The following is a 20,517-nucleotide window of genomic DNA, read 5'->3' as shown; positions in this document are numbered from 1 at the left end:
CCTGAAGCCATGACCACACGGGTGATCCTCGACTGCGATCCCGGCCATGACGACGCGCTGGCCATCCTGCTGGCCGCGCGGCGCCTCGACCTGCGGGCGATCACCACCGTCGCCGGCAACCAGACGCTGGCGCGGACCACGCTCAACGCCCGCCGGATGTGCACCGTCGCCGGCATCACTGACGTGCCCATCGCCGCCGGCGCCGACCAACCTCTGGCCCAGGATCCCTTGCACGCCGGGGAAATCCACGGCGAATCCGGCTTGGACGGCCCCGACTTCCCGCCGCCCACCGTCGACGCCGACCCGCGCACCGCCCTGCAGTTGGCGTCCGATGTCCTGCGAGAGCCGACCACCGTCATCGCCACCGGCCCGCTGACCAATGTGGCTACGTTCCTCCAGAACGGCGTCGGCAACATCGACCGCATCGTGCTCATGGGCGGCTCCACCGGCCGCGGCAACATGGCCCCGCTGGCCGAGTTCAACATTCTCGCCGACCCCGAGGCCGCCGACATCGTCTTCCGCTCCGGGCTGCCGATCACCATGTGCGGGCTCGACGTCACCCACCGAGCCCTGGCCACACCCCCGGTGCTGCGACGAATCCAGCAGATCGGCACGCCACTGGCCGGTATCTGCCACGACCTGCTGACCTACTTCGCCGACTCCTACCGCGCCTACTTCGGCTTCGAGTCGCCGCCCCTGCATGACCCGGTGGCCGTCGCCGCCGTCATCGACCCCACGATCATCTCGGCCCGCCCGCTCAACGTCGAGATCGAGCTCACCGGCACCCACACCCGCGGTGCCACCGTCGTCGACCTGGACCGCGTCACCGGCCGCAAGCCCAATGCCCTGGTCGCCACCGGACTGGACGTGGACCGGTTCTGGGACCTGATGATCGGCGCTGTCGAACAGTGATCAGGAATGGGACCACGAGCAGTCGCCGTCGAACTTGACGAATTCGCCGGCGTTCACCGTGATGGAAGCCGGACCCTTGATGTTGTCATTGGCGATGATGGCCGAGAAGTCGCCGGAGTCGTTCTTCTCGCGTTCCCAGTAACACATGCCGAGAGCGCTGGCGCCGGACGGGCCGTCGGTCTTCCACCGGTCGGCGACAATGTCCTCGCCCACGTGGAAAGTGCCGTTGACGACCTGGGTCTTGGGGCCGGGCGGCTGTGTGGTGGTCGGCTGCACGGTCAGGGTCTCGATGACCGTCCGGGTCGGGCCGGGCACCGTGACGGTCACCGTCTTCACCGTCGCGGCCGCCGGCGTCACGGAATTGGATCCCCCGGAACCGGCGGCCACACCGACACCGAAGACGACGACACCGGCGACAATTCCACCGACGACCTTCACGGCGGTGTGCTTCTTGGTCGGCGGCGGAACGGGCAGCGGCAGCTGATAGACCATGGCTAAGTGGTCCTTTGTTCAGTGCCCCGAGCGGCAAGGGGCGGCTGCCCGGGCTATTCGCGTTTCGCCGCGCGCGTGTTACCGCGCTATTCGCTGAGCAAACCCTTGCGCAGCTCCACGAGAGTCCGGGCCAGCAGCCGGGACACGTGCATCTGGGAGATGCCGATGCGGTCGGCGATCTGGGTCTGCGTGAGATTGCCGAAGAAGCGCAGCAGGATGATGGTGCGCTCCCGCTCCGGCAGCTGCTGCAGCAGCGGCTGCAGGGCCTCGCGGTTCTCCACGCCCATCAGCTCGGGGTCCTCGTCGCCGAGGGCGTCGCCCAGGGACACCGACTTGTCGGTGCCGACCAGGAGCTCGTCCAGCGAGGAGCTGCGGTAGGCGTTGGACGCCTCCAGGCCCTCGTACACGTCGTCCTTGCTGATGCCCAGGTGCGTGGCCAGCTCGCTGGGCGTGGGGGCGCGGCCGAGGTGCTGGGACAGCTCGTTGGTGGCGCTGGTGATGGCCAGGTGCAGCTCCTTGAGCCGCCGCGGCACCCGCACCGACCAGCTGGTGTCCCGGAAGTGCCGGCGCACCTCGCCCATGATCGTGGGCACCGCGAAGGACAGGAAGTCGCTGCCCCGCTCCGGGTCGAACCGGTCGACGGCGCTGATCAGGCCCACGGTGGCCACCTGCACGAGGTCGTCGTGCGGCTCGCCGCGCTGGCCGAAGCGCCGCGCGATGTGCTGGGCCACCGGCAGGAACTCGGTCACCAGCTGGTCCCGCAGCTCGGTCCGCCGCGGGTCGTCGGCGGCCAGCCCGGATAGCTCCTCCAGCAGCGGATCCAGGTGCGCGTAGTCGTTGGTGGCGTGCTCCGAGGACCGAGTCACAGTCCCACCTCGCTAGCGCTCGGCGAGTCTGCGACCAAGGCCGCTGCGCCGAATGGTGCCCTCGCAAGCTCGGTCACAGGGCCACCGCGTCGGATCGCTTCTTGACCAGGTCGAACCGCAGCACATGGCTGTCCCCCGGACCGGGGACGACCCACGTGTTCACGGCGTCGGTGAGCGCGGTGAGCACCCGCCAGCCGAAGCTCTCCCGGCTGGGCGGGGTGAGCGAGGTGGTCGGCGCCTCGGCCGAGAAGTGGATCTGGTCCGGCTCCACGCTGAACCGGCACACCAGGTCGGCGTCCGGCACCGACCGCGAGATCAGCTCCGAACAGGCCTCGTCGACGGCCATCTTCAGGTCGGAGATCGCGTCCAGCGTGAAATCGGCCCGCATCGCCAGATCCGCGGCCACCGCGCGCAGCACCGACAGGTGCACGGGGGCGGCGGCGATGCGCACCTCCACGTCGGCCCCGGCCAGGGGCTTCTCGCTGGCGGTGCTGGGCTCGTGCTCGCTCACTGTCACCTCGGTGCCGTCGACGTCTACCTCGCCCATTGTTCCCCCACATCTCAGCCGGGCGCGCCGACCGCGTCGTCCCGGCTGGGAAACGTGGTCAGCACCTCATTCAGTCCGGTGATCTCCAGCGGCCGTCGCACGGTCCGGCCGGTGGCCACCACCCGCAGTTCCACCTGCTGGCGCTCGGCCTCGTGCGCGGCCTCCACCAGCACGGCCAGGCCGGCCGAGCCGAGGAAGGACACGCCGGACAGGTCGATCACCAGCACCGCGCACCCGGCCAGCTCGGCCGTCACGACGGCGCGCAGGCGGGGCGCGGTGAGCATGTCCAGCTCTCCGCTGACGGAGGCGACGACCATGCCGGGCGACGGCCGGTCCAGCACCACGTCGATAGGGAGAGCGCTGCTGCTGCTGTTCTCGGTCACAGTTCCTCACGAGTCGTGGGAAGGGGCACCTGTCGGGTCACGGCACCGACTCGAACGCGGCGGCTGGCTGCTCAACCACTGCGTGCTCACCGTAGCGCACGGGCGGACGCCCCGTTGATCAACGAAGAGCTTGCCAGGTCATCCGCGCGGCCCGCGCGGCCGGCTCCGGCGGCGCGCCGGGTGGTCCGGCGCCGGGCTCCTGGTCGGCGACCGGCGCGCCGCCGACCACCTCGACCAGCGCGGCCGACAGGTCCCGCAGCTTGACGTTGAAGTGCTGGCTGGACCGGACCAGGGTGCGGAACGCCGCCCCGGCGTCGCACCGCGTCGCGCCCATGACCAGGCCCTTGGCCTGTTCGATGAGCCGGCGGTTCTGCACCATCTCGACCATCTGGTCGGCCCGCAGCACCTCGTCGGCGCAGAACTCGATCACGGCGGTGGCGGTGGCCAGCAGGGGCTCGGTCTGGTCGATCAGCCGGAGGTCGTCCTCCTTGGGCTCGTGGTCGGTGTAGACCGACAGCACCGACGGGCCGTCCTCAGTCCAGCTGCCCGGCACGGCGGTGACCCAGGTCACGCCGTCGGGCAGGGTCTGGACCAGCGTCTCGTCGCCGGTGGCGGCAGCCACCACCGGTCCCTCGCCCCGCTGCCACTGCTCGGCGTCGCGCTCGACGGCCGTCCCGACCGCCCGCAAGCTCCTCGACACCGTGCTCACCCCGGCGCCGTCGCATCCGGGCAGACGGGCGACCAGGTGCGCGAGCAGCCGGTCCAACAGCTCTGGGCCGAATCTCACCTCGTCCACGCCCCCGGTTACCCGGATGGGGGAGATCGCCAAACCCGGGGGTTTGGGCATGTCGGGCGCGGGTACCAGAGTGCCGACGAGTTCGTACTAGGAGGCGCGCTATGGCCGACGTGCACCGGCTACCCATCCCGGTCTCGGAGAACTGGGACTGGCAGCGACTGGGCGCCTGCCGCGGCGCCAACAGCGCCGTCTTCTTCCACCCGGACAGCGAACGGGGTTCCGCCCGGCAGGCGCGGGAAGCCAACGCCAAGCGTATCTGCCACTCGTGCCCGGTGCGCGTCGAGTGCCTGAAGCACGCGCTCCAGGTGCAGGAGCCCTACGGCATCTGGGGCGGCATGGGCGAGAACGAGCGCCGCGCGGTGATCTCCGCCAGCCGCCGCCGGATCAAGTCAGCCGTCAGCTGACACCTCGACGACGGTGACCGACTCGGGGTCGCCGGGCGTCGCCGAACTGAACAGGACCGTGCCGGGCGGTGGCTCCACCCGCTCGTCGCCCAGGTTGCACACCACGCGCAGGTCGCCGCGGTGCAGCACGACCACGCGGTTCTCCTCGTCGATGTCGACCGACAACTGGCGCAGCCGCGGATCGGTCAGCTCGGGGCGGCTGCGGCGCAGCGCGATCAGCGCCTTGTAGGTGGCCAGCATCTCGGCGTGGCCGGCAGTGGCGATCTCCTCCCAGCGCAGCTTGGACCGGTCGAACGTGGCCGGGTCCACCGGATCCGGCACGTCCTGCGCGTCCCAGCCGTGCTCGGCGAACTCCCTGCGGCGGCCGGTGCGCACCGCGTCGGCCAGCTTCGGGTCCGGGAACGAGGCGAAGAACTGCCACGGCGTAGATGCCGCCCACTCCTCGCCCATGAAGATCATCGGCGTGTAGGGGGAACACAGCACGATGGCCGCGCCGCAGGCCAGCAGGCCCGGCGACGCCGTGTCGGACAGCCGGTCGCCGGTGGCGCGATTGCCGATCTGGTCGTGGTCCTGGAGGTATGCCAGGAACCGGTGGCCGGGCGTGGTCAGCGTGTCGACCTTGCGGCCGTGGTGGCGGCCGCGGAACGACGACCAGGTGCCGGCGTGCCAGAAAACGCCGGTCAGGGTGGCCGCAAGCGCTTGCAGGGAGCCGAAGTCGGCGTAGTAGCCCTGGCGCTCGCCGGACAGGGTCGCGTGTAGACAGTGGTGCAGGTCGTCGCTCCACTGTGCCTGGAGGCCGTAGCCGCCGGCCTCGCGCGGCGTGACCAGCCTGGGGTCGTTGAGATCCGACTCGGCGATCAGGGTCAGCGGCCGTCGCAAGTGGACGGAGAGCGCGTCCACTTCGGACGACAGCTCCTCCAACAGATTGGTCGCGCGGCGGTCGGACAGCGCGTGCACGGCGTCCAGGCGCAGACCGTCGACATGGAAGTCGCGCAGCCAGCTCACGGCGTTGTCGATGACGTAGCGGCGGACCTCGTCCGACTGCGGGCCGTCCAGGTTGAGCGTCGGGCCCCAGATCGTCTCGCCGGCGAAGTACGGGCCGAACCGGTCGAGGTAGGCCCCGGACGGGCCGAGGTGGTTGTAGACCACGTCCAGCAGCACGGCCAGGCCGCGATTGTGGCAGGCGTCCACGAAACGCTTGAAGCCGTCGGGGCCGCCGTACGGGTCGTGGGCGGCGTACCAGCACACGCCGTCGTAGCCCCAGCCGTGCGGGCCGTCGAAGGCGTTGACCGGCATGACTTCCACGAAGTCGACGCCGAGGTCGACGAGGTGGCCCAGCTTGCCGATGGCCGCGTCGAAGGTGCCCTCGGGGGTGAACGTGCCGATGTGCAGCTCGTACACGATGCCGCCGGGCAGCTGGCGGCCCGTCCAGTCGGCGTCGGTCCACTCGAACCCGGAGTGGTCATAGCGGTGCGAGCGCTTGTGCACGCCGTCCGGCTGCCAGCGGGACCGCGGGTCTGGCAGCTCGTCCGGCTCGTCGTCGAGCTGGAAGGCGTAGTCCGGGGCGGCGTCGGACACCTCGGCCCGCCACCAGCCGTCCTCGCCGACGGCCATCTCGTGCACGGATGGTCCATTGTGGACCCGAACTCGGGATCGGTTCGGGGCCCACACGGAGAATTCGGTCACGAACGCACCACCAAGGCAACCGGGTAGGGGGACAACAGCTCGGACAGCAACGGGGATCGGGAGACCGGACGGCCGGTGATCACGTCCGTCCACTCGCCGGCCGGGAGCGGGAGCACGGTGTCGCGCCAGCCGCCGGCGGCCTCCAGGCGGATCGGCAGCCGCGTGCACACGGCCACCAACCCGTTGCGGGCGAAGGCCACCGCGTGCTCGGCCGCCGGGCCCTGGGCCGGCACCGGGAGGTAGCCGGTGAACAGCTCCGGCCGGTCGCGGCGCAGCCGCAGCGTCCGGGTGGTGACCAGTAGCTTGGCCGCGCCGGAGACGTCCACCTCGGGCAGCCAGCCGTCGTCGATCCGGGCCAGCAGCGCGGCCCGCTGCTCGAAGTCCACTGGCCGCCGGTTGTCCGGATCGACCAGCGAGAAGTCCCACAGCTCGGTGCCCTGGTACACGTCCGGCACACCCGGGCCGGCCAGCTGCATCAGCTTCTGCCCCAACGAGTTCGACCAACCGGCCGGCGTGATCCGGTCGATCAGCTCGGTCACCTCGGCCATCAGCGCCGCGTCGCCGAACACCTCGTCGGGCCAGGCCGCGATGGCCTTGTCCACCTCGGGGTTGCCATCCACCCAGGATGTGGCGATCTTGGCTTCCTTGGCCGCCTTGGCCAGATAGTCCCGCAGCCGGTCGGCGCTGATCGGATACGCGCCGACCAGCGTCTGCCAGGCCAGGCGGGTCAGCGACCGCTCGGGCAGCGGCTTCTTCTCGGTCCACCGGGCGAACGCGGTCTCGAACTCCACTTCGGACAGCACCGCCAGTCGGGCCCGGACATCCTCGGCCCGCTTGGTGTCGTGAGTGGACAGGGCCGTCATCGTGTCGGGTGCGCCGGCCTCGCGGGCCTGCATGGCGACGTGGAACTCGGCTGGCGGCACGCCGAACCGGGACGGGTCGCCGCCGACCTCGTTCAGCGCCACGAACCGGTTGTAGCGGTAGAAGGCGGTGTCCTCGACGCCCTTGGCCATCACCATGCCGGATGTCTGCTGCACGCGCGTCGCCAACTCACCGTGCGGATCGGCCAGCATCAGTCGTGCGATCTCCGCAGCCCGCGGATTCATCGAGGCCGCCTGCTCCAGTGAGTTCCGGCCCTCCGGTAGATAGCTGCGGTAGACCGGGAACAGGGTCAGCAGCTCGATGACGGCGTCCTCGTCGTCGAAGGGCAGCAACGCGTTGATGCGCCGCACCTCCGCTCGCAGCAGCGTTCGCGCCGCCGTCTCCTTGCAGCGGGTTTCCAGGTACAGCAGCGATCCCGGGGTCGGCGGCTCGCCGGCGGGGTCGATGAACAGCCCACAGACCTCCCGCAGCGCGTCGTAGCCGGTGGTGCCGGCGACCGGCCACGACACCGGCAGCGACTCGCCGACGCCGAGGATCTTCTCCACCACGATCCACGTCTCCGGCGCGGCCTCGCGCAGCCGGCGCAGATAGCCGCCGGGGTCGGAAAGCCCGTCCGGGTGGTCGATGCGCAGGCCGTCCACGCCCCAGCTCAGCACCTCGCGGTGCGTCGCCTCGAAGACCGCCGGGTCCTCGACCCGCACCGCCGCCAACGTGTTGATGTCGAAGAACCGCCGGTAGTTCAGGTCGGTGTTGGCCGTCCGCCAGTGCACCAGCCGATAGTGCTGACGGTCGTGCACCTCCTGCGGCGTGCCGCCGGAAGTGCCGGGCGCTATCGGGAATATCTGGTCGAAGTAGGCGAGGTGATCGCCGTCCACGGCCAGCGCTTCCAGACCGTGCTCGTCGCCGAGCACCGGCGCCAGGATCGGGGCGCGCGACCAGTCGATGTCGAACTTGTCGGCGTGCTTGGACTCTCGGCCGTAGCGCAGGACGTCCCACCACCACGGGTTGGCCTGCGGCATCGAGATGCCCACGTGGTTGGGCACGATGTCGACGACAAAACCCAGGCCCAGCTCGCGAAGCCGGTGTTGCAGCACCTCCCGGGCCACCGCGCCGCCGAGACCGGCCGACGTGGTGGTCGGGTCGGTGACGTCGTAGCCGTGGGTGGAACCGGGCGTGGCCTGCAACAGCGGCGACGCGTACAGCGCGCCGACACCCAGCCGGTGCAGGTAGCCCGCGACGTGCTTGACCCGGTTGAAACCCATGTCCGGCCCGAACTGCACCCGGTAGGTGGACGAGGGGATCATTCGGCGCTCCGTTGCAGGAGCACCAGCGACCGGGCCGGCACCGGCAGCGTCGAGCCGCCGGCCAGCTGCGTGTCCGGCTCCTTGGTGGACTCACACGACGTGTCCACCACCACGTGCCAGTTGCTCCCGTACTCGCCGTCCGGTATCCGGAAGTCGACCACCTCGTGCCAGGCGTTGAAGCACAGCAGGAACGAGTCGTCGGTGACCCACTCGCCCCGCCGGTCCAGCTCGTCCATCGCGTCGCCGTTGAGGAAGACCCCGACCGCGCGGCCGAAGTCGGTGTCCCAGTCGGCCTCGGTCATCTCCTCGCCGTCCGGGTTGAACCAGGCGATGTCGCGGCGGTCGTCGCCCTTGCGCAGCGGCCGGCCCTGGAAGAACTTGCGCCGCCGGAACACCGGGTGCTTGGCCCGCAGCGCCGCCAGCCGGGCGGTGAACTCGACCAGGTCGGAGTTGGTCTTGGCCAGCGACCAGTCCACCCAGGAGGTCTCGTTGTCCTGGCAGTACACGTTGTTGTTGCCGTGCTGGGTGCGGCCCAGCTCGTCGCCGTGCAGCAGCATCGGCACGCCCTGGGACAGGAACAGGGTGGCGATGAAGTTGCGCCGCTGCTGGGCCCGCAGGGCCAGGATCCCCGCGTCGTCGGTCGGGCCCTCGGCGCCGCAGTTCCAGGATCGGTTGTCGTTGGCCCCGTCGTTGCCGCCCTCGCCGTTGGCCTCGTTGTGCTTGTTGTTGTACGACACCAGGTCGTTGAGGGTGAAGCCGTCGTGCGCCGTGACGAAGTTGATCGAGGCGAACGGCCGCCGGCCGTCGTCCTGGTACAGGTCCGAGGAGCCGGTGATGCGCGAGCCGAACTCGCCCAGGGTGCCGGGCTCGCCGCGCCAGAAGTCCCGGACCGTGTCGCGGAACTTGCCGTTCCACTCCGTCCACAGTGGAGGGAAGTTGCCGACCTGGTAGCCGCCCGGCCCGACGTCCCATGGCTCGGCGATCAGCTTCACCTGGCTGACCACCGGGTCCTGCTGCACGATGTCGAAGAAGGCCGACAGCCGGTCCACGTCGTAGAACTCGCGGGCCAGGGTGGCGGCCAGGTCGAACCGGAAACCGTCCACGTGCATCTCGGTCACCCAGTACCGCAGCGAGTCCATGATGAGCTGCAGCGTGTGCGGATTGCGGGCGTTGAGCGAGTTTCCGGTGCCGGTGTAGTCCATGTAGTACTGCTGGTCGTCGTCGACCAGCCGGTAGTACGCGCCGTTGTCGATGCCGCGCATGGACAGCGTCGGCCCCATCTGGTTGCCCTCGGCGGTGTGGTTGTAGACCACGTCGAGGATCACCTCGATGCCGGCGTCGTGCAGCGAGCGCACCATCGCCTTGAACTCCTGCACCTGCGTGCCCAGCGCGCCCCGCGAGGCGTACCGGTTGTGCGGGGCCAGGAAGGCGATCGTGTTGTAGCCCCAGTAGTTGGTCAGGCCGCGCTCGGTGAGGTGGTGGTCGTTGATGAACTGGTGCACCGGCATCAGCTCGACCGCGGTCACCCCCAGCCGGGTGAAGTGCTCGATCATCACCGGGTGGGCCAGGCCCGAGTAGGTGCCGCGCAGGTCCTCGGGGATGAACGGGTGGTTGATCGTGGTGCCGCGCACGTGCGCCTCGTAGATCACCGTCTCGTGGTAGGGCGTGCGCGGGCGGCGGTCGTCGGCCCAGTCGAAGAACGGGTTGATGACCACCGACTTGGGCAGGTGCGCCGCCGAGTCGGCGTCGTTGCGCTCGTCCGGGGTGTCGAACCGGTAGCCGAACAGCGACTCGTCCCAGTCGACCTCGCCGTCCACCGCCTTGGCGTACGGGTCGATGAGCAGCTTGTTCGGGTTGCAGCGCAGGCCGTTGGCCGGGTCGTACGGCCCGTGCACGCGGTAGCCGTAGCGCTGGCCGGGGCCGACGCCCGGCAGGTAGCCGTGGTGGACGAAGCCGTCCATCTCCGGTAGCCGCACCACCGTCTCGGTGCCGTCCGCCTCGAACAGGCACAGGTCGACGTACTCGGCGACCTCCGAGAACAGCGCGAAGTTCGTGCCGGCGCCGTCGTAGGAGGCGCCGAGCGGGTAGGAGGTGCCCGGCCACGAACGCATTGCCACTCCTTCCAGCGAGTGCGAGACGATCAAACCAGTCGGGCGGTCGCTGAGCCACTGAACCACGAAAGTGGGAGTGTGGGGTGATACGCGACGACCCGGCTGCGTACGAGCGGTTCGCCACGCAGTGGTGCAGTCCGGACGGGCCGTTCGCGATGCTGCACTGGCTCACCGCCGCCCGGGGGCGCTACTGCCACCCGCGGCACGACCTGGGGCGTTGCTCGTCGACCTCGGGTGCGGCGGCGGCCTGCTCGCCCCGCGGTTGGCCGCGCTCGGCTACCGCCACTTCGGCGTCGATCTCCTCGACAGCGCGCTGCGGCAGGCCAGGGCACACAGTGTCGTGCCGGTCAAAGGTGACATGCTTCACCTGCCGTTGGACATCATTGCCGCCACCGTCGCCGAGCGAGCGCCCGGCGTGCCACTGTCGTACGGGAAATTCGGCCCGCCGCGGGGCAACCCGTCCGGTGGCTGGCGCTGCGACGGGGCAAGGTGGACATGCGGCCGTCGACCTCAACGGCCGTGCTGTTCCAGGGGTGGGGATCAAGGAGGCGGGATGAGCGCCGTGGCCATCGCCGGCATGGGGCAGGCGCTGCCGCCGACCGTGTCGCAGCAGGAGCTGTGGGACGGGTACTTCCACCGACACGTCGATTCGCCCGGCTTCGGGGCCCGCATCTTCGCCAACTCGGGCGTGCGGCGCCGGCACGCCGTGCTGAACCCGCTGGTGGAGGACGTGTCCGGGTGGTCGACCGGGCAGCGGATGCGTCGCTACGCCGCCGAGGCCGTGCCGCTGGGGTCCGCGGCGGTCTCGGCGGCCCTGGACCAGGCCGGCGTGGCCGCCTCCGAGGTGGGGCTGTTCGCCGTCGCCTCGTGCACCGGATACGGCAGCCCCGGCGTCGACGTGCACGTGTCGCTCGACGTCGGCATGCCATCCGACCTGCGGAGACTGGTGTTCGGGCACATGGGTTGCTACGCCGCCCTGCCGGCCCTGGGCGCGGTGTCCGACTACGTCGCCGCCCACTCCCGGCCGGCCGTGCTGCTCAACGTGGAGCTGACCTCGCTGCACGTTCAGCCGGCCGGCATCGCCCGGGACCAGATCGTCGCCCACGCCCTGTTCAGCGACGCCGCCGTGGCGACCGTGCTCACCCCCGGCGGCTCGCTGCGAGTGGTCGACCTGGTCGCCGTGACCGATCCCGCCACCCCCGACCACATGACCTGGGACGTCACCGACCTGGGGTTTCGCATGGGGCTGTCGCCCAAGGTGCCCGACGTGCTGGCCGTGCACCTGCGGCCGGCGGTGGACACCCTGCTCGGCCGCAACGGCGTTCGGGACGTGGCCGGCTGGGCCGTGCACCCCGGCGGGCCGCGCATCCTCGAGACCGTCGAGGACGTCCTCCAACTGCCCGGGGATGCCCTCGACGCCTCTCGCGCCGTGCTGGCCGAGCACGGCAACTGCTCCTCGGCGACCGTGTTGCTCGTGCTGCAACGGTTGCTGCCCGTCGACGGGCCCGTCGTGATGCTGGCCTTCGGTCCCGGCCTGACCCTCTACGCCCTGCTGCTGCGGCCGGACCACCAGTAGCGGCCGTCGATGAGCTCCGCCAGGCCGGCGATGCTGCCCACCCCGGCGTTGGGGTCGCCTTCGAGGGTGAGGCGGACGTCGGAGGTCACGTAGTTGGCGTCGCGGACCTCGCAGGCGGCGCGGAGCTCGTCCTCGGGGACGGCCGTCTGCTCGGTGACGACGTCGAGGACGGCGGCCATGTGCGGGCCGCTGAACCGGATCAGGAAGAACCAGTCCTCGGCCGGCTCGGCCAGCCGGGCCCACTCGAAGTCCAGCAAGGCTGTAACGGTGTCACCGTTAGCCAGCCAGTTGGCCCAGTGGCAGTCGGCGTGCACCGGGACCGCGGCCTCGACCCGATCCGGGGCGCGGTCGGCGATCTCCTTGAGGCCCTTGATGATCTGGGCCGGCACGACGCCGTCCCGGTCGGCCTGCTCGAGACGTTCGATCTCCTGCTGGAACGCCTCCCGGCCGGTGAAGCCGCCGTGGTCCAGCTCCTCGGTCAGCGTCCGCGTGGACTCCGGCCGCCAGGTGTGCAGCCGTTCCAGCCGCTCCACCGCCTGCTCGGCCAGCTTCCTCGCGGTGGCGGCGTCCGTGTTGGGCAGGTGCAGGCCCGGGGCCGCACCCGGCACCCGGGTGTAGCAGGCGTAGCGCAGATCCTCGTACTCGCCGCTGGCCAGCAACGGCGCCGCGATCCCCGCCGGGAGCATCGGCGCCAGCGCGATCTCCCGGTTCAGCCGGGAGTGCCGGTCCGCGTGGATGATCTTCACCACCACGTCCGCGCCGACGAACACCCGGTGGGACAGGCTCTTGGCCCTGGTCAGCGGTCCCGGGTCGCGGCCGAGCGCCGCCTCGGCGATCGTGCGGGCGATCTCGTTCATCGAAGGCCCTCCTGGAAAGCCGCCAGCGTCGGCGCGCCGAGAACGGCGAACACTATGTGGTCGAAGAACCGGTTCCGGTCGATCGCCTCCCGGAACGCCTCCGCGACAGTGGCCGGCTCGTTGCCGAAGACCCCGCATCCCCAGGCCCCCAACACCAGGTTCCGGTGACCGTGTGCGGCCGCGACCTGCAACACCCGGGCCGCCCTCCGGCGCAGGATCGCCGGGATGCCTTCGGCTCTTTCCGGCTGGTTGCTGATGACCGCCGCCCGATTCGGCGCCGCCGCCGTCAGGAAGGACACCGCGTACGGCTCGGCCAGGAGGGCACCGTGGTCGTCCCGGAACACCGGCACGTCAGGGGAGTAGATGACCCGGTCGCTGTAGGTCAGATCGCTGTCGGCCCGGTGATGGGCGTAGAAGTCGTTGGCCGCCAACAGATAGGGGTGCAGGGCCGAGCTGCGGGCGATGCTCTCCTCCTGCGCCTGCGCCCCGTTGAGGAAGCCGCCGCCGGGATTGCGGGCCGAGGCGAACACCAGCGCTGCGACGTTGTTGTCCAGACGCCGGGTGGCGTGCAGCGTCGACTCGTTCGTGACGTCGATCCGGGGAAGTTGGCTTTGCTGCGCGGGCAGGCTCAGCGGCTCGTCCGGGCCGTGGAGGCGGGTGCTGGCGGGGTTCACCGTGATCCGGACCGGGCCGCGCTCGGCCTCGTAGGAACCGCGGTCGCAGATGGCCACCGTGTCGGCGGCGATCGCGCGGAGTCGGCTGGTCATCTCCCCGCTATTGTGCCGGCCCGGCACGCCCCGTGTCCTGGGATTTCACGGTTCGCGCCGGGCCGTTTCCCGGTGCTCAGCCGACAACCTGCCAGTGGCTGTACGGCGTGATCATCTTGTAGCTGCGGCTGGAGCAGTCGTAGGCCGCGTCACCCGAGTCGAAGCGGGTGTCGGAGTTGCCCGGGCCGGCCGCGGTCCAGGTGCCGCCGAGGTTCACCTGGATGTTGCTGGCCGAGAACGTCTTGCCGGCCATGTCCGCGCAGGCGTAGCTCTGGCCGTTGCTCTGCAGTTCGGAGTACAGCTCGTTGACGTCCCAGCCGGTGGTGCCGGCCTGCGTGTTGCCCGAGGACGTGTAGAGCTTGTCGTAGGCCTTGGTGGTGTAGTTGTACAGGTACGCCACCCAGGTGCTGCCGGTCGTCTTCACGATCTGCGTCGTGTACGCGCCGCCGCTGGTGTACTTGCTGACGAATGACGAGTTGATCGCCACCGACGCCTCGAAGTCGATGTGGTTGCACCAGTCCCACGCCTCGACCGCCTGCGTGGTGTTGGTGTACACCGTCGTCACCTCGATGCACGAGCCGCCCGCCGGGTACAGCGTCGGCGTGTAGATCGTCGTGCCGCCGTTGGTCGGGTGCACCGCCGTGCTCACGCTCTGCGCCGCCGACGCGCCCTGGTTGTTGCCCTTGTTGATGAACGCCGTGCCCGCCGACGGGTGGATCGTCGCCGGCGCCGCCACCGAGTGGCCGCTCAGCCTCCGGCCCAGCAGCCCCTCGTGCGCCGTCAGGAACGACTCCTTCTGCTGGGCCGTGGCCTGCCGCACCGCGTCTCCGCGCTGCACGCCCGCCACGTCCGCCTGGCTCTTCGCCGCCGTCGGCGACACCGCCGCCGCGTCCGCCGGCGCCGCCATCAGCACCACCGCCGTGCACGCCACCAGCCCGGCGCCCACGCGCCGGAAAATGCTCGCTCGCATAGATGATGTCCGCTCGTCGCAGGGTTACGAGTGGCACCACACGCTACCGACGGGGCCCCGTTCCGGAACCGGCCAGAAGTTCTGTCCGGTGGTCAGGAAATCAACAGTGAACGTTGCTCAGGCCCGTCCAGCCACAGGCGCTGGCCCTGCTCGGTCACCGTGAGCCCGAACCGCCCCCAGCCCGGCCGGCCCCAGCCGCACCACGCTTCGTAGGCCCGCTCGACTTCCGACCACAGCCCCGTCGCTCCCGCCTCGGTCACGACGCCTTCGCTCACCCGGCACCACGACCCATCCGGCGCTTGCAGCGACGATCCCGTCGGCCGCCGCGTGACCGGATCCAGCACGTAGCCGTACCGCATCCCGGCCGGAAGTTCGAGGGCGGCCAGGAACCAGACCTCGCGATGGCCGTCCCAGGGCCGCTCCGGCGCGGCCGTCTCCCTCTCCTGCCCACCCTCGGCCTTCACCGCTCGCACCGGCTCGATGTCGCCGTCGTGCCGCATCGCCATGAACGCCGCCCACCGCTCGGTGAACCGCCCCTCCAAACGGTCGTTTCGCTTCTCCAGCAGCACCAGGTTGCCCGCCCCGGTGTTGACCTTCACGTCCACCAACACCTTGCCGCCCACCGTCACCTGGTCCAACCAGGCCTTCGGGATTCGCGGCACCGCGCAGGTGGCGATGATCCGGTCGTACGGCCCGTGCTCCGGCCAGCCCCCGATCCCGTCCACCGCCGCCAGGTGCGGCCGACACCCGAACCCTGCCAGCCTCTCCCGCGCCGTCTTGACGATCTCCCGATCCACGTCCACCGAGTACACGTTCCCGTCGCCCAGCCGATGCGCCAGCAACGCCGCGTTGTACCCCGTGCCCGTGCCGATCTCCAGCACCCGGTCCCCGTCCTCGACCTCCAGCGCCTCCAGCATCCGCACCATCAGATCCGGCTTCGTGCTCGACGACACTGGTCTCCCGTCCTCGACCCGCGTCACCAGCGTCGCCGTCGAATACGCCAGCTCCCTCGCGCCGACCTCGGCCCAGCCGCCGTCCGCCCCCTGCTCGTACGCCGTCGGCACCAGCAGATGCCGCGGCGTCTCCGCCACCGCCGCCACCCACGCCGGATCCCGCAGGTCACCGGCCTTCGTCAACCGCTCGGCCAGCGCTGCCGCGTCCGTCTCCCACTCGGTGCCGGTCATCCGACAGGTCTAACAAGGAGGTCGGCGAGCTGGGCCGTCAGCGGCGCGTCGGTGGCGTTCTCCACGAACCCATACTGGCCGGTCGGATTGATCTCCAACAGCACCCACTCACCGGATGGTGTGATGACGAAGTCCAACGCGCCGTAGACCAGACCGAGTTCAGCCATCAGGAGCCGGATGCCGGCCACGACGTTGGGCGGCGGCGTCTCCAGCGCGTACGACAAGGCCGAATAGTCGACCCGGTAGTCGACATGAGTGGCGGCCGTCCCCGCGGTGATCGCCGCCGCCGTGACGTATTCGCCGATCACGATCACACGTGCCTCCCGGGCCTTGGGCACCCACCGCTGGAACAGGTGCGCGGTGTGTTCGATGCCGCGCAGGTCCACGAGATCGTCAGCGGTCACGCGTCGGGTGTAGACGTTCTTGCGCACGCCGTCCTCGTCGATCGCCATGCCGCCGACCAATTTCGTCACCGTCGGACCACTGCTGGCGAAGGCACGAGCCGGCACCGCGTCGTTGGTGATCACCGTTTTCGGCACGGTGAGCCCACAGCGCGCGGCGCGCACCAGTTGGAGCGGCTTGTACGCCGCGTCCGCCACCCGGCCCGGGTGGTTGCACCACAGAGCCGGCAGCGACGCTAGCACGCCGCCGAGTCCGTATTTCGCTTCGACGTGGGCATGCTGCGCCTCGGCCGGGCTCAGCTGTGCCGGCATTCGGTACGCCTCCGGCGACCGGTACCAGACGGCGTGCACCGAATCGAGGTCGAGCCGCCCACGAGGAGTGTGCAGCGAGCCCCGCCAACGGCCGCCGTCCAACTCGGCCACCACGCGAACCTGGATTGGGAACCAGGCCGTGTTGAGACGGAAGACATCAGCCTGCCGGGCCGCGAGCGCGTCAACCACTCGGTCTGCGGTCGGATCGAAATCCCGGGCCAGGACCAGCACGGTCATGCCGGCGTTCCCGACTCGTCGGGACAGAAGTCGTACTGCCAGTCCTCCGACTTGCCTTCGTCACCGTCCAGATCGGACACCGAGTCCGCGCTCGGATCGGCCGCCACCACATCGCTCAACCGCCGGCCGTCCGCGAGCAGAGCAACTTGACGATCGTGGTCGTAGAGCCAGCCGCCGACGCGGATGCCGGGTGAACCTGCTTCCGCGCCCCGCAGGTTCCATGGGCGGACGCCGATCGCCGAAGGCGCGTCGTGTGTGGCTGGCCGGCCGATGGGTCGGCCGAGGCCGAACTGTGCGGAGTGCGAGGCGATCGGGTCGTCGGCGAACCCGTACGGGTACATGAGATTCCTCCTTGGGAACGATCAGCAGCAGCGAGACTGAGAGAACCAGACGTGATCGGCGTGCCACTAGGCTGAGCGCGTCTTCACGGTGGGTTCACGCCCGCTCACGGTCCGGGAATGGGAGGACGGCGTGCCGGCCAGCGACGACGGGGCGAAGGACGACGGGTTCGCGGTCGAACTCGCCCGGTGGCGAGACGTGCGAGGGTTGTCCAGGACCGCGTTGGCGAAGCAGATGGGCTACGACCGGTCGTACGTGTCCAAGATCGAATCGGGCTCGGAGCGTGCTTCGAAGGAGTTCGCCGCCCAGGCCGAGACCGTGTTGCGGGCCGGCGGCGCACTCAGAACCGCATTCCGCGAGCAGGAGGCGGCACGTACTGGCAGTCGCCCCCGACCGATGACCGTCGCCGGCCCCGCGGATCAGATCGGGGCCGGCACGCTGGTGGTCGATCATGACGATGCGACGCTCCACTACGACGGTGGCGCCTACCGGTTGACCCATCGACGCAGGTTGGTCAACGGCGGTCGCGAGCCGATCGCCCGGTACCTGATCCGCATCTCGGTCGACCGGTATCCGGGTGATCCCGAACGGTCCAACCAGTTGTACGCCGACAACCCGCTGTCCTGGTCCGAGTTGGACCTGCACGCCTGGCACGGCGACAGCCGGAACGAGTCGATGACCTGGAGCGCGCACCACGACCGGGACGCGTTCAAGGAGGTCTGGCTGCACTTCGCGGGGCCGAGCGGGCACTTCCCGCTGTATCCCGGCGAGTCGACGTGGATCGAGTACGAGTACACCGTGCGGGACGAGCACTGGGGGCACTGGTTCCAACGCGCCGTGCGCCTGCCGACCACCAGGCTGTCGGTGCGGTTGGAGTTCCCGGCCGAGTTGTCGCCGGCGGTCTGGGGCCTGCACACGTCGATGACCGCCGACGCCATGCCGCTGCCGACGGCCATCGACCGCTCCGCCGAGGAGGATCGCGCGGTTTTCGCCTGGTCGTGCGAGAACCCGCCGCTGCATGCGCGTTATCGTCTCGAATGGGACTTCCGTGCCCGCAGGGAACCGCCCCGTCCGGTTCAGCCGAGCGAGGCGATGGCGGCGCTTGGGGTCGTACAGGACGGTGATCCACTGCTGCGGCGGGTGGCGCGCAGGCTCGATCTGCCGTCGGAGGCCGAAGATGCCCGTCGGGTAGTGGCGGAGTTGCAGTCGGCGTGTGAGCGGATCGCACAGGCGCACCCGTTCGGCAAGGGGATGGGGCTGGCGGCGCCGCAGATCGGGGTGGACCGGGCGGTGGCGTTGGTGCGCCCGCTCGGTGGGGGAGAGGCGATCACGCTGCTCAACCCGGTGATCGTGGAAGCGGGATCGGATTCGGATGAGCAGTACGAGGGCTGCTTGAGCTTCTTCGACGTCCGGTGCCGCGTGCCGAGGCCGTTGACGATTCACGTCGAGCACGAGGACGTGACGGGGTACAAACACATCACCGTGTTCGAACGCGGCCTGGCCCGGCTGGTGGCCCACGAGGTGGACCACCTGCACGGCGTGCTTTGCCGGGACCACCTGCCGCCTGGGCGGGAGCCGATCCCGGTGGAGCAGTACCGAGGCACCGGAACGGCCTGGAACTACGCCGACCAGGAGTGACTCCTCCGGACGACCACTCCATCCTGATGAACCATGACTATTCTAGTTATCACTAGAGTAGTCTGGGTTGGTGAAGATCGTGCTGCCCGGCGGGACGGGCCATGTGGGTGGGTTTCTGACCAGGGAGCTGGCGGCGGCGGGCCATGAGGTGGTGGTGCTGAGCCGGCGACCGGGGCACGTCCACTGGGACGGCCGGACGTTGGGGCCGTGGGCGGCGGAGCTGGACGGCGCGGACGCGGTGGTGAACCTGGCGGGACGCAGCGTGAGCTGCCGATACACGGCGAAGAACCTCAAGGAGATGATGGATTCCCGGGTCGACTCCACGATGGCGGTGGGGGAGGCGATCAAACACGCGAGCCGACCGCCGAAGGTCTGGTTGCAGATGAGCACGGCGACGATCTACGCCCACAGCGTCCAGCCGAACGACGAGGCGACGGGGGTCATCGGCGGCCGGGAACGGGACGTGCCGGGCTACTGGGAGTACAGCGTCAGGATCGCGAAGGCGTGGGAGCAGGCCCAGCAGAGCGCCATCACGCCGAGCACCCGCAAGGTGGCGTTACGGACGGCGATCGTGATGAGTCCGGACCGGGGCGGCGCGTTCGACGTGTTGCGGACGATGGCCCGGTACGGCCTGGGCGGCCCGGTCGCCGGTGGACGGCAGTACGTCTCCTGGATTCATGAGCGGGACTTCACGAGGGCTGTCCTGTTCCTGCTGGAACGTGAGGACATCGCCGGCCCGGTCAACATCGCGGCGCCGAATCCGTTGCCGCAGCAGGAATTCATGCGCACGATGCGAGCCGCCTGCGGGGTCTTCGCCGGCCTGCCGGCGACCAGGTGGATGGCCGAGCTCGGCGCGTTCGCGCTCCGCTCGGACACCGAACTGCTGCTGAAGAGCCGGCGGGTGGTCCCGGGGCGGCTCCAGGACGCCGGCTTCCGCTTCGACTTCCCACGCTGGTCGGAAGCGGCCTTCGACCTGGTCGCGAGGAGCTAGAGCAGCTCCAGGGCCACCTCACTCGCCTCGCGCACGTCGGAAGCGGTGCGGACGAGGGAGCTGTCGGGCACGCCGCCGGCCGGCTCGCCGACCACGACGTGCGGGATGCCGGCCAGCAGAGCGAGCAGGTGCGCGTCGAGGTCGTCGGTGACGAGCACTCGCCCGCCGCCGAGCACGGTGAGGGCGTGCTGCACGTGGGCCTTGGCCAGCGGCACGAAGGTCGCGGACAGGGCCCGCCAGGTGCGGCGCGCGAACTCGGGGTCACGGGAGGCCCGCGACCGCAGCTCGGAGCTGGCCCGGGCGGCGACGACCTGCTTGGGGTTGTGGCCGAGGTCGGGGGAGCTCCACGAGACGACGCGGCCGTCCACGCCGGCGGGCGGGGCACAGTGCCACACCACGTCGACCTCCACGGTGCCGAGCCGCGGCAACGCCCCCAGCGCGAGGGTGAGGGGCGGCACCTTGAGGTCGAACAGCGGCACCACGGGCACGTCGACCGAGGCGAGCAGACTGGTGTCGACGGGGGTGGCGAGCAGCAGCGGACCCTCGGCGGACCGGACGGCCTCGGCGGACAGGGTCTCCGGCAGGCACTGGTACGCCACGCGCACGCCCAGCCGGCGCAGCGCGATGCGGGTGCCGAGCCAGCGGGCGGCGTCGCCGGGGGACGGGGTGTCGGGGAAGTGCGCCAACGAGACTCTGCGGGCCTCACCGAGCGCGGCGAGCAGGCCGTCGTCGATGGCGGTGTTCAGCGAGCGGAGCAGCGTGCTGTCGGGATGCGGCACCGACAGATCATGGCAGGCTCGCCGGTCACCTAGACTGGGAGGGGAGAAATCCACGCGCGTGCCCGAACCGCGGATGGCTACTC

Annotated in this window: 20 protein-coding genes and 1 pseudogene; 6 read left to right on the top strand and 15 right to left on the bottom strand. The window is 70.2% G+C overall.

Annotation, left to right across the window (positions count from 1 at the left end; translation table 11 throughout):
• The first annotated feature begins 9 nt into the window (after positions 1-9).
• Entirely contained in the window at positions 10-912 is a 903-nt protein-coding gene (locus tag JJ691_RS22160; RefSeq protein WP_211770631.1) for a nucleoside hydrolase, read from the top strand.
• Here the strand turns inward: JJ691_RS22160 and JJ691_RS22155 are convergent, their stop codons facing one another.
• The 5 genes from JJ691_RS22155 to JJ691_RS22135 all read right to left on the bottom strand — a co-directional run bounded on the left by JJ691_RS22155 (position 913) and on the right by JJ691_RS22135 (position 3,996).
• Positions 913-1,404: a hypothetical protein gene (locus JJ691_RS22155; RefSeq protein ID WP_211770630.1), complete on the bottom strand. Its 492-nt coding sequence runs from the start codon at positions 1,402-1,404 to the stop codon at positions 913-915.
• Positions 1,405-1,490: 86 nt separating this feature from the next.
• Complete coding sequence (locus JJ691_RS22150; protein WP_211770629.1) at positions 1,491-2,270, bottom strand: SigB/SigF/SigG family RNA polymerase sigma factor; 780 nt, start codon at positions 2,268-2,270, stop codon at positions 1,491-1,493.
• Positions 2,271-2,343: 73 nt separating this feature from the next.
• Complete coding sequence (locus JJ691_RS22145; protein ID WP_249228110.1) at positions 2,344-2,817, bottom strand: ATP-binding protein; 474 nt, start codon at positions 2,815-2,817, stop codon at positions 2,344-2,346.
• Positions 2,818-2,831: 14 nt separating this feature from the next.
• On the bottom strand, positions 2,832-3,200 hold the full coding sequence (locus tag JJ691_RS22140) for an STAS domain-containing protein (protein WP_211770628.1): 369 nt from the start codon (positions 3,198-3,200) through the stop codon (positions 2,832-2,834).
• Between the two features lie 118 nt (positions 3,201-3,318).
• On the bottom strand, positions 3,319-3,996 hold the full coding sequence (locus JJ691_RS22135) for an ANTAR domain-containing protein (RefSeq protein WP_211770627.1): 678 nt from the start codon (positions 3,994-3,996) through the stop codon (positions 3,319-3,321).
• A 101-nt stretch (positions 3,997-4,097) separates the two neighbouring features.
• Between JJ691_RS22135 and JJ691_RS22130 the strand changes: the two genes are divergently transcribed.
• Positions 4,098-4,400: a WhiB family transcriptional regulator gene (locus tag JJ691_RS22130; protein ID WP_211770626.1), complete on the top strand. Its 303-nt coding sequence runs from the start codon at positions 4,098-4,100 to the stop codon at positions 4,398-4,400.
• On the opposite strand, the gene treZ is transcribed toward JJ691_RS22130, so the two are convergent.
• Genes treZ through glgX form a run of 3 tightly spaced genes read right to left on the bottom strand, consistent with a single transcriptional unit; the run spans position 4,386 to position 10,383 of the window.
• Positions 4,386-6,086, bottom strand: coding sequence for a malto-oligosyltrehalose trehalohydrolase (gene treZ, locus JJ691_RS22125; protein ID WP_211770625.1), 1,701 nt, complete (start codon positions 6,084-6,086; stop codon positions 4,386-4,388). The two genes, JJ691_RS22130 and treZ, sit on opposite strands and share 15 nt — an antisense overlap.
• Positions 6,083-8,272 carry a malto-oligosyltrehalose synthase gene (gene treY, locus JJ691_RS22120; protein ID WP_211770624.1) on the bottom strand — a complete coding sequence of 730 codons (2,190 nt, stop codon included), beginning with the start codon at positions 8,270-8,272 and terminating at the stop codon, positions 6,083-6,085. Before treY ends, treZ begins: the two co-directional genes overlap by 4 nt.
• Entirely contained in the window at positions 8,269-10,383 is a 2,115-nt protein-coding gene (glgX, locus tag JJ691_RS22115) for a glycogen debranching protein GlgX (protein WP_211770623.1), read from the bottom strand. Before glgX ends, treY begins: the two co-directional genes overlap by 4 nt.
• Positions 10,384-10,453: 70 nt before the next feature.
• Here glgX and JJ691_RS52445 point away from each other — a divergent pair.
• Positions 10,454-10,699: pseudogene (locus JJ691_RS52445) on the top strand (hypothetical protein); the annotation flags it as partial.
• A gap of 237 nt (positions 10,700-10,936) precedes the next feature.
• The gene (locus tag JJ691_RS22105; protein ID WP_211770622.1) at positions 10,937-11,959 is read left to right on the top strand and encodes a type III polyketide synthase; all 1,023 of its coding nucleotides are present in this window, start codon (positions 10,937-10,939) and stop codon (positions 11,957-11,959) included.
• Here the strand turns inward: JJ691_RS22105 and JJ691_RS22100 are convergent.
• From JJ691_RS22100 to JJ691_RS22075, 6 genes are all read right to left on the bottom strand, one after another.
• A complete protein-coding gene (locus JJ691_RS22100) occupies positions 11,926-12,816 on the bottom strand; it encodes a phosphotransferase family protein (protein WP_211770621.1) in 891 nt (296 codons plus the stop codon). The genes JJ691_RS22105 and JJ691_RS22100 overlap by 34 nt on opposite strands.
• Positions 12,813-13,583, bottom strand: coding sequence for a TIGR02452 family protein (locus JJ691_RS22095; protein WP_211770620.1), 771 nt, complete (start codon positions 13,581-13,583; stop codon positions 12,813-12,815). The genes JJ691_RS22100 and JJ691_RS22095 overlap by 4 nt, the downstream gene beginning before the upstream one ends.
• A gap of 76 nt (positions 13,584-13,659) precedes the next feature.
• Positions 13,660-14,529: a hypothetical protein gene (locus JJ691_RS22090; RefSeq protein WP_211770619.1), complete on the bottom strand. Its 870-nt coding sequence runs from the start codon at positions 14,527-14,529 to the stop codon at positions 13,660-13,662.
• 116 nt (positions 14,530-14,645) lie between these two features.
• Positions 14,646-15,737 (bottom strand): methyltransferase domain-containing protein, encoded by a 1,092-nt coding sequence (locus JJ691_RS22085; RefSeq protein ID WP_211770618.1) that lies wholly within the window; start codon positions 15,735-15,737, stop codon positions 14,646-14,648.
• Entirely contained in the window at positions 15,734-16,687 is a 954-nt protein-coding gene (tgmB, locus tag JJ691_RS22080; RefSeq protein WP_211770617.1) for an ATP-grasp ribosomal peptide maturase, read from the bottom strand. The genes JJ691_RS22085 and tgmB overlap by 4 nt, the downstream gene beginning before the upstream one ends.
• On the bottom strand, positions 16,684-17,028 hold the full coding sequence (locus JJ691_RS22075; RefSeq protein WP_211770616.1) for a hypothetical protein: 345 nt from the start codon (positions 17,026-17,028) through the stop codon (positions 16,684-16,686). The genes tgmB and JJ691_RS22075 overlap by 4 nt, the downstream gene beginning before the upstream one ends.
• Before the next feature lie 88 nt (positions 17,029-17,116).
• Here JJ691_RS22075 and JJ691_RS22070 point away from each other — a divergent pair, with 88 nt between their 5' ends.
• On the top strand, positions 17,117-18,664 hold the full coding sequence (locus JJ691_RS22070) for a peptide deformylase (protein ID WP_249228109.1): 1,548 nt from the start codon (positions 17,117-17,119) through the stop codon (positions 18,662-18,664).
• A 70-nt stretch (positions 18,665-18,734) separates the two neighbouring features.
• Positions 18,735-19,655 (top strand): TIGR01777 family oxidoreductase, encoded by a 921-nt coding sequence (locus JJ691_RS22065; RefSeq protein WP_211770615.1) that lies wholly within the window; start codon positions 18,735-18,737, stop codon positions 19,653-19,655.
• Here JJ691_RS22065 and JJ691_RS22060 read toward each other — a convergent pair.
• On the bottom strand, positions 19,652-20,434 hold the full coding sequence (locus tag JJ691_RS22060; protein WP_211770614.1) for a hypothetical protein: 783 nt from the start codon (positions 20,432-20,434) through the stop codon (positions 19,652-19,654). The genes JJ691_RS22065 and JJ691_RS22060 overlap by 4 nt on opposite strands.
• Positions 20,435-20,517: the final 83 nt, after the last annotated feature.

It is taken from the genome of Kutzneria sp. CA-103260 (genome assembly GCF_018263855.1).
GTDB lineage: Bacteria > Actinomycetota > Actinomycetes > Mycobacteriales > Pseudonocardiaceae > Kutzneria.
This window is presented reverse-complemented; position numbering and strand designations above follow the sequence as displayed.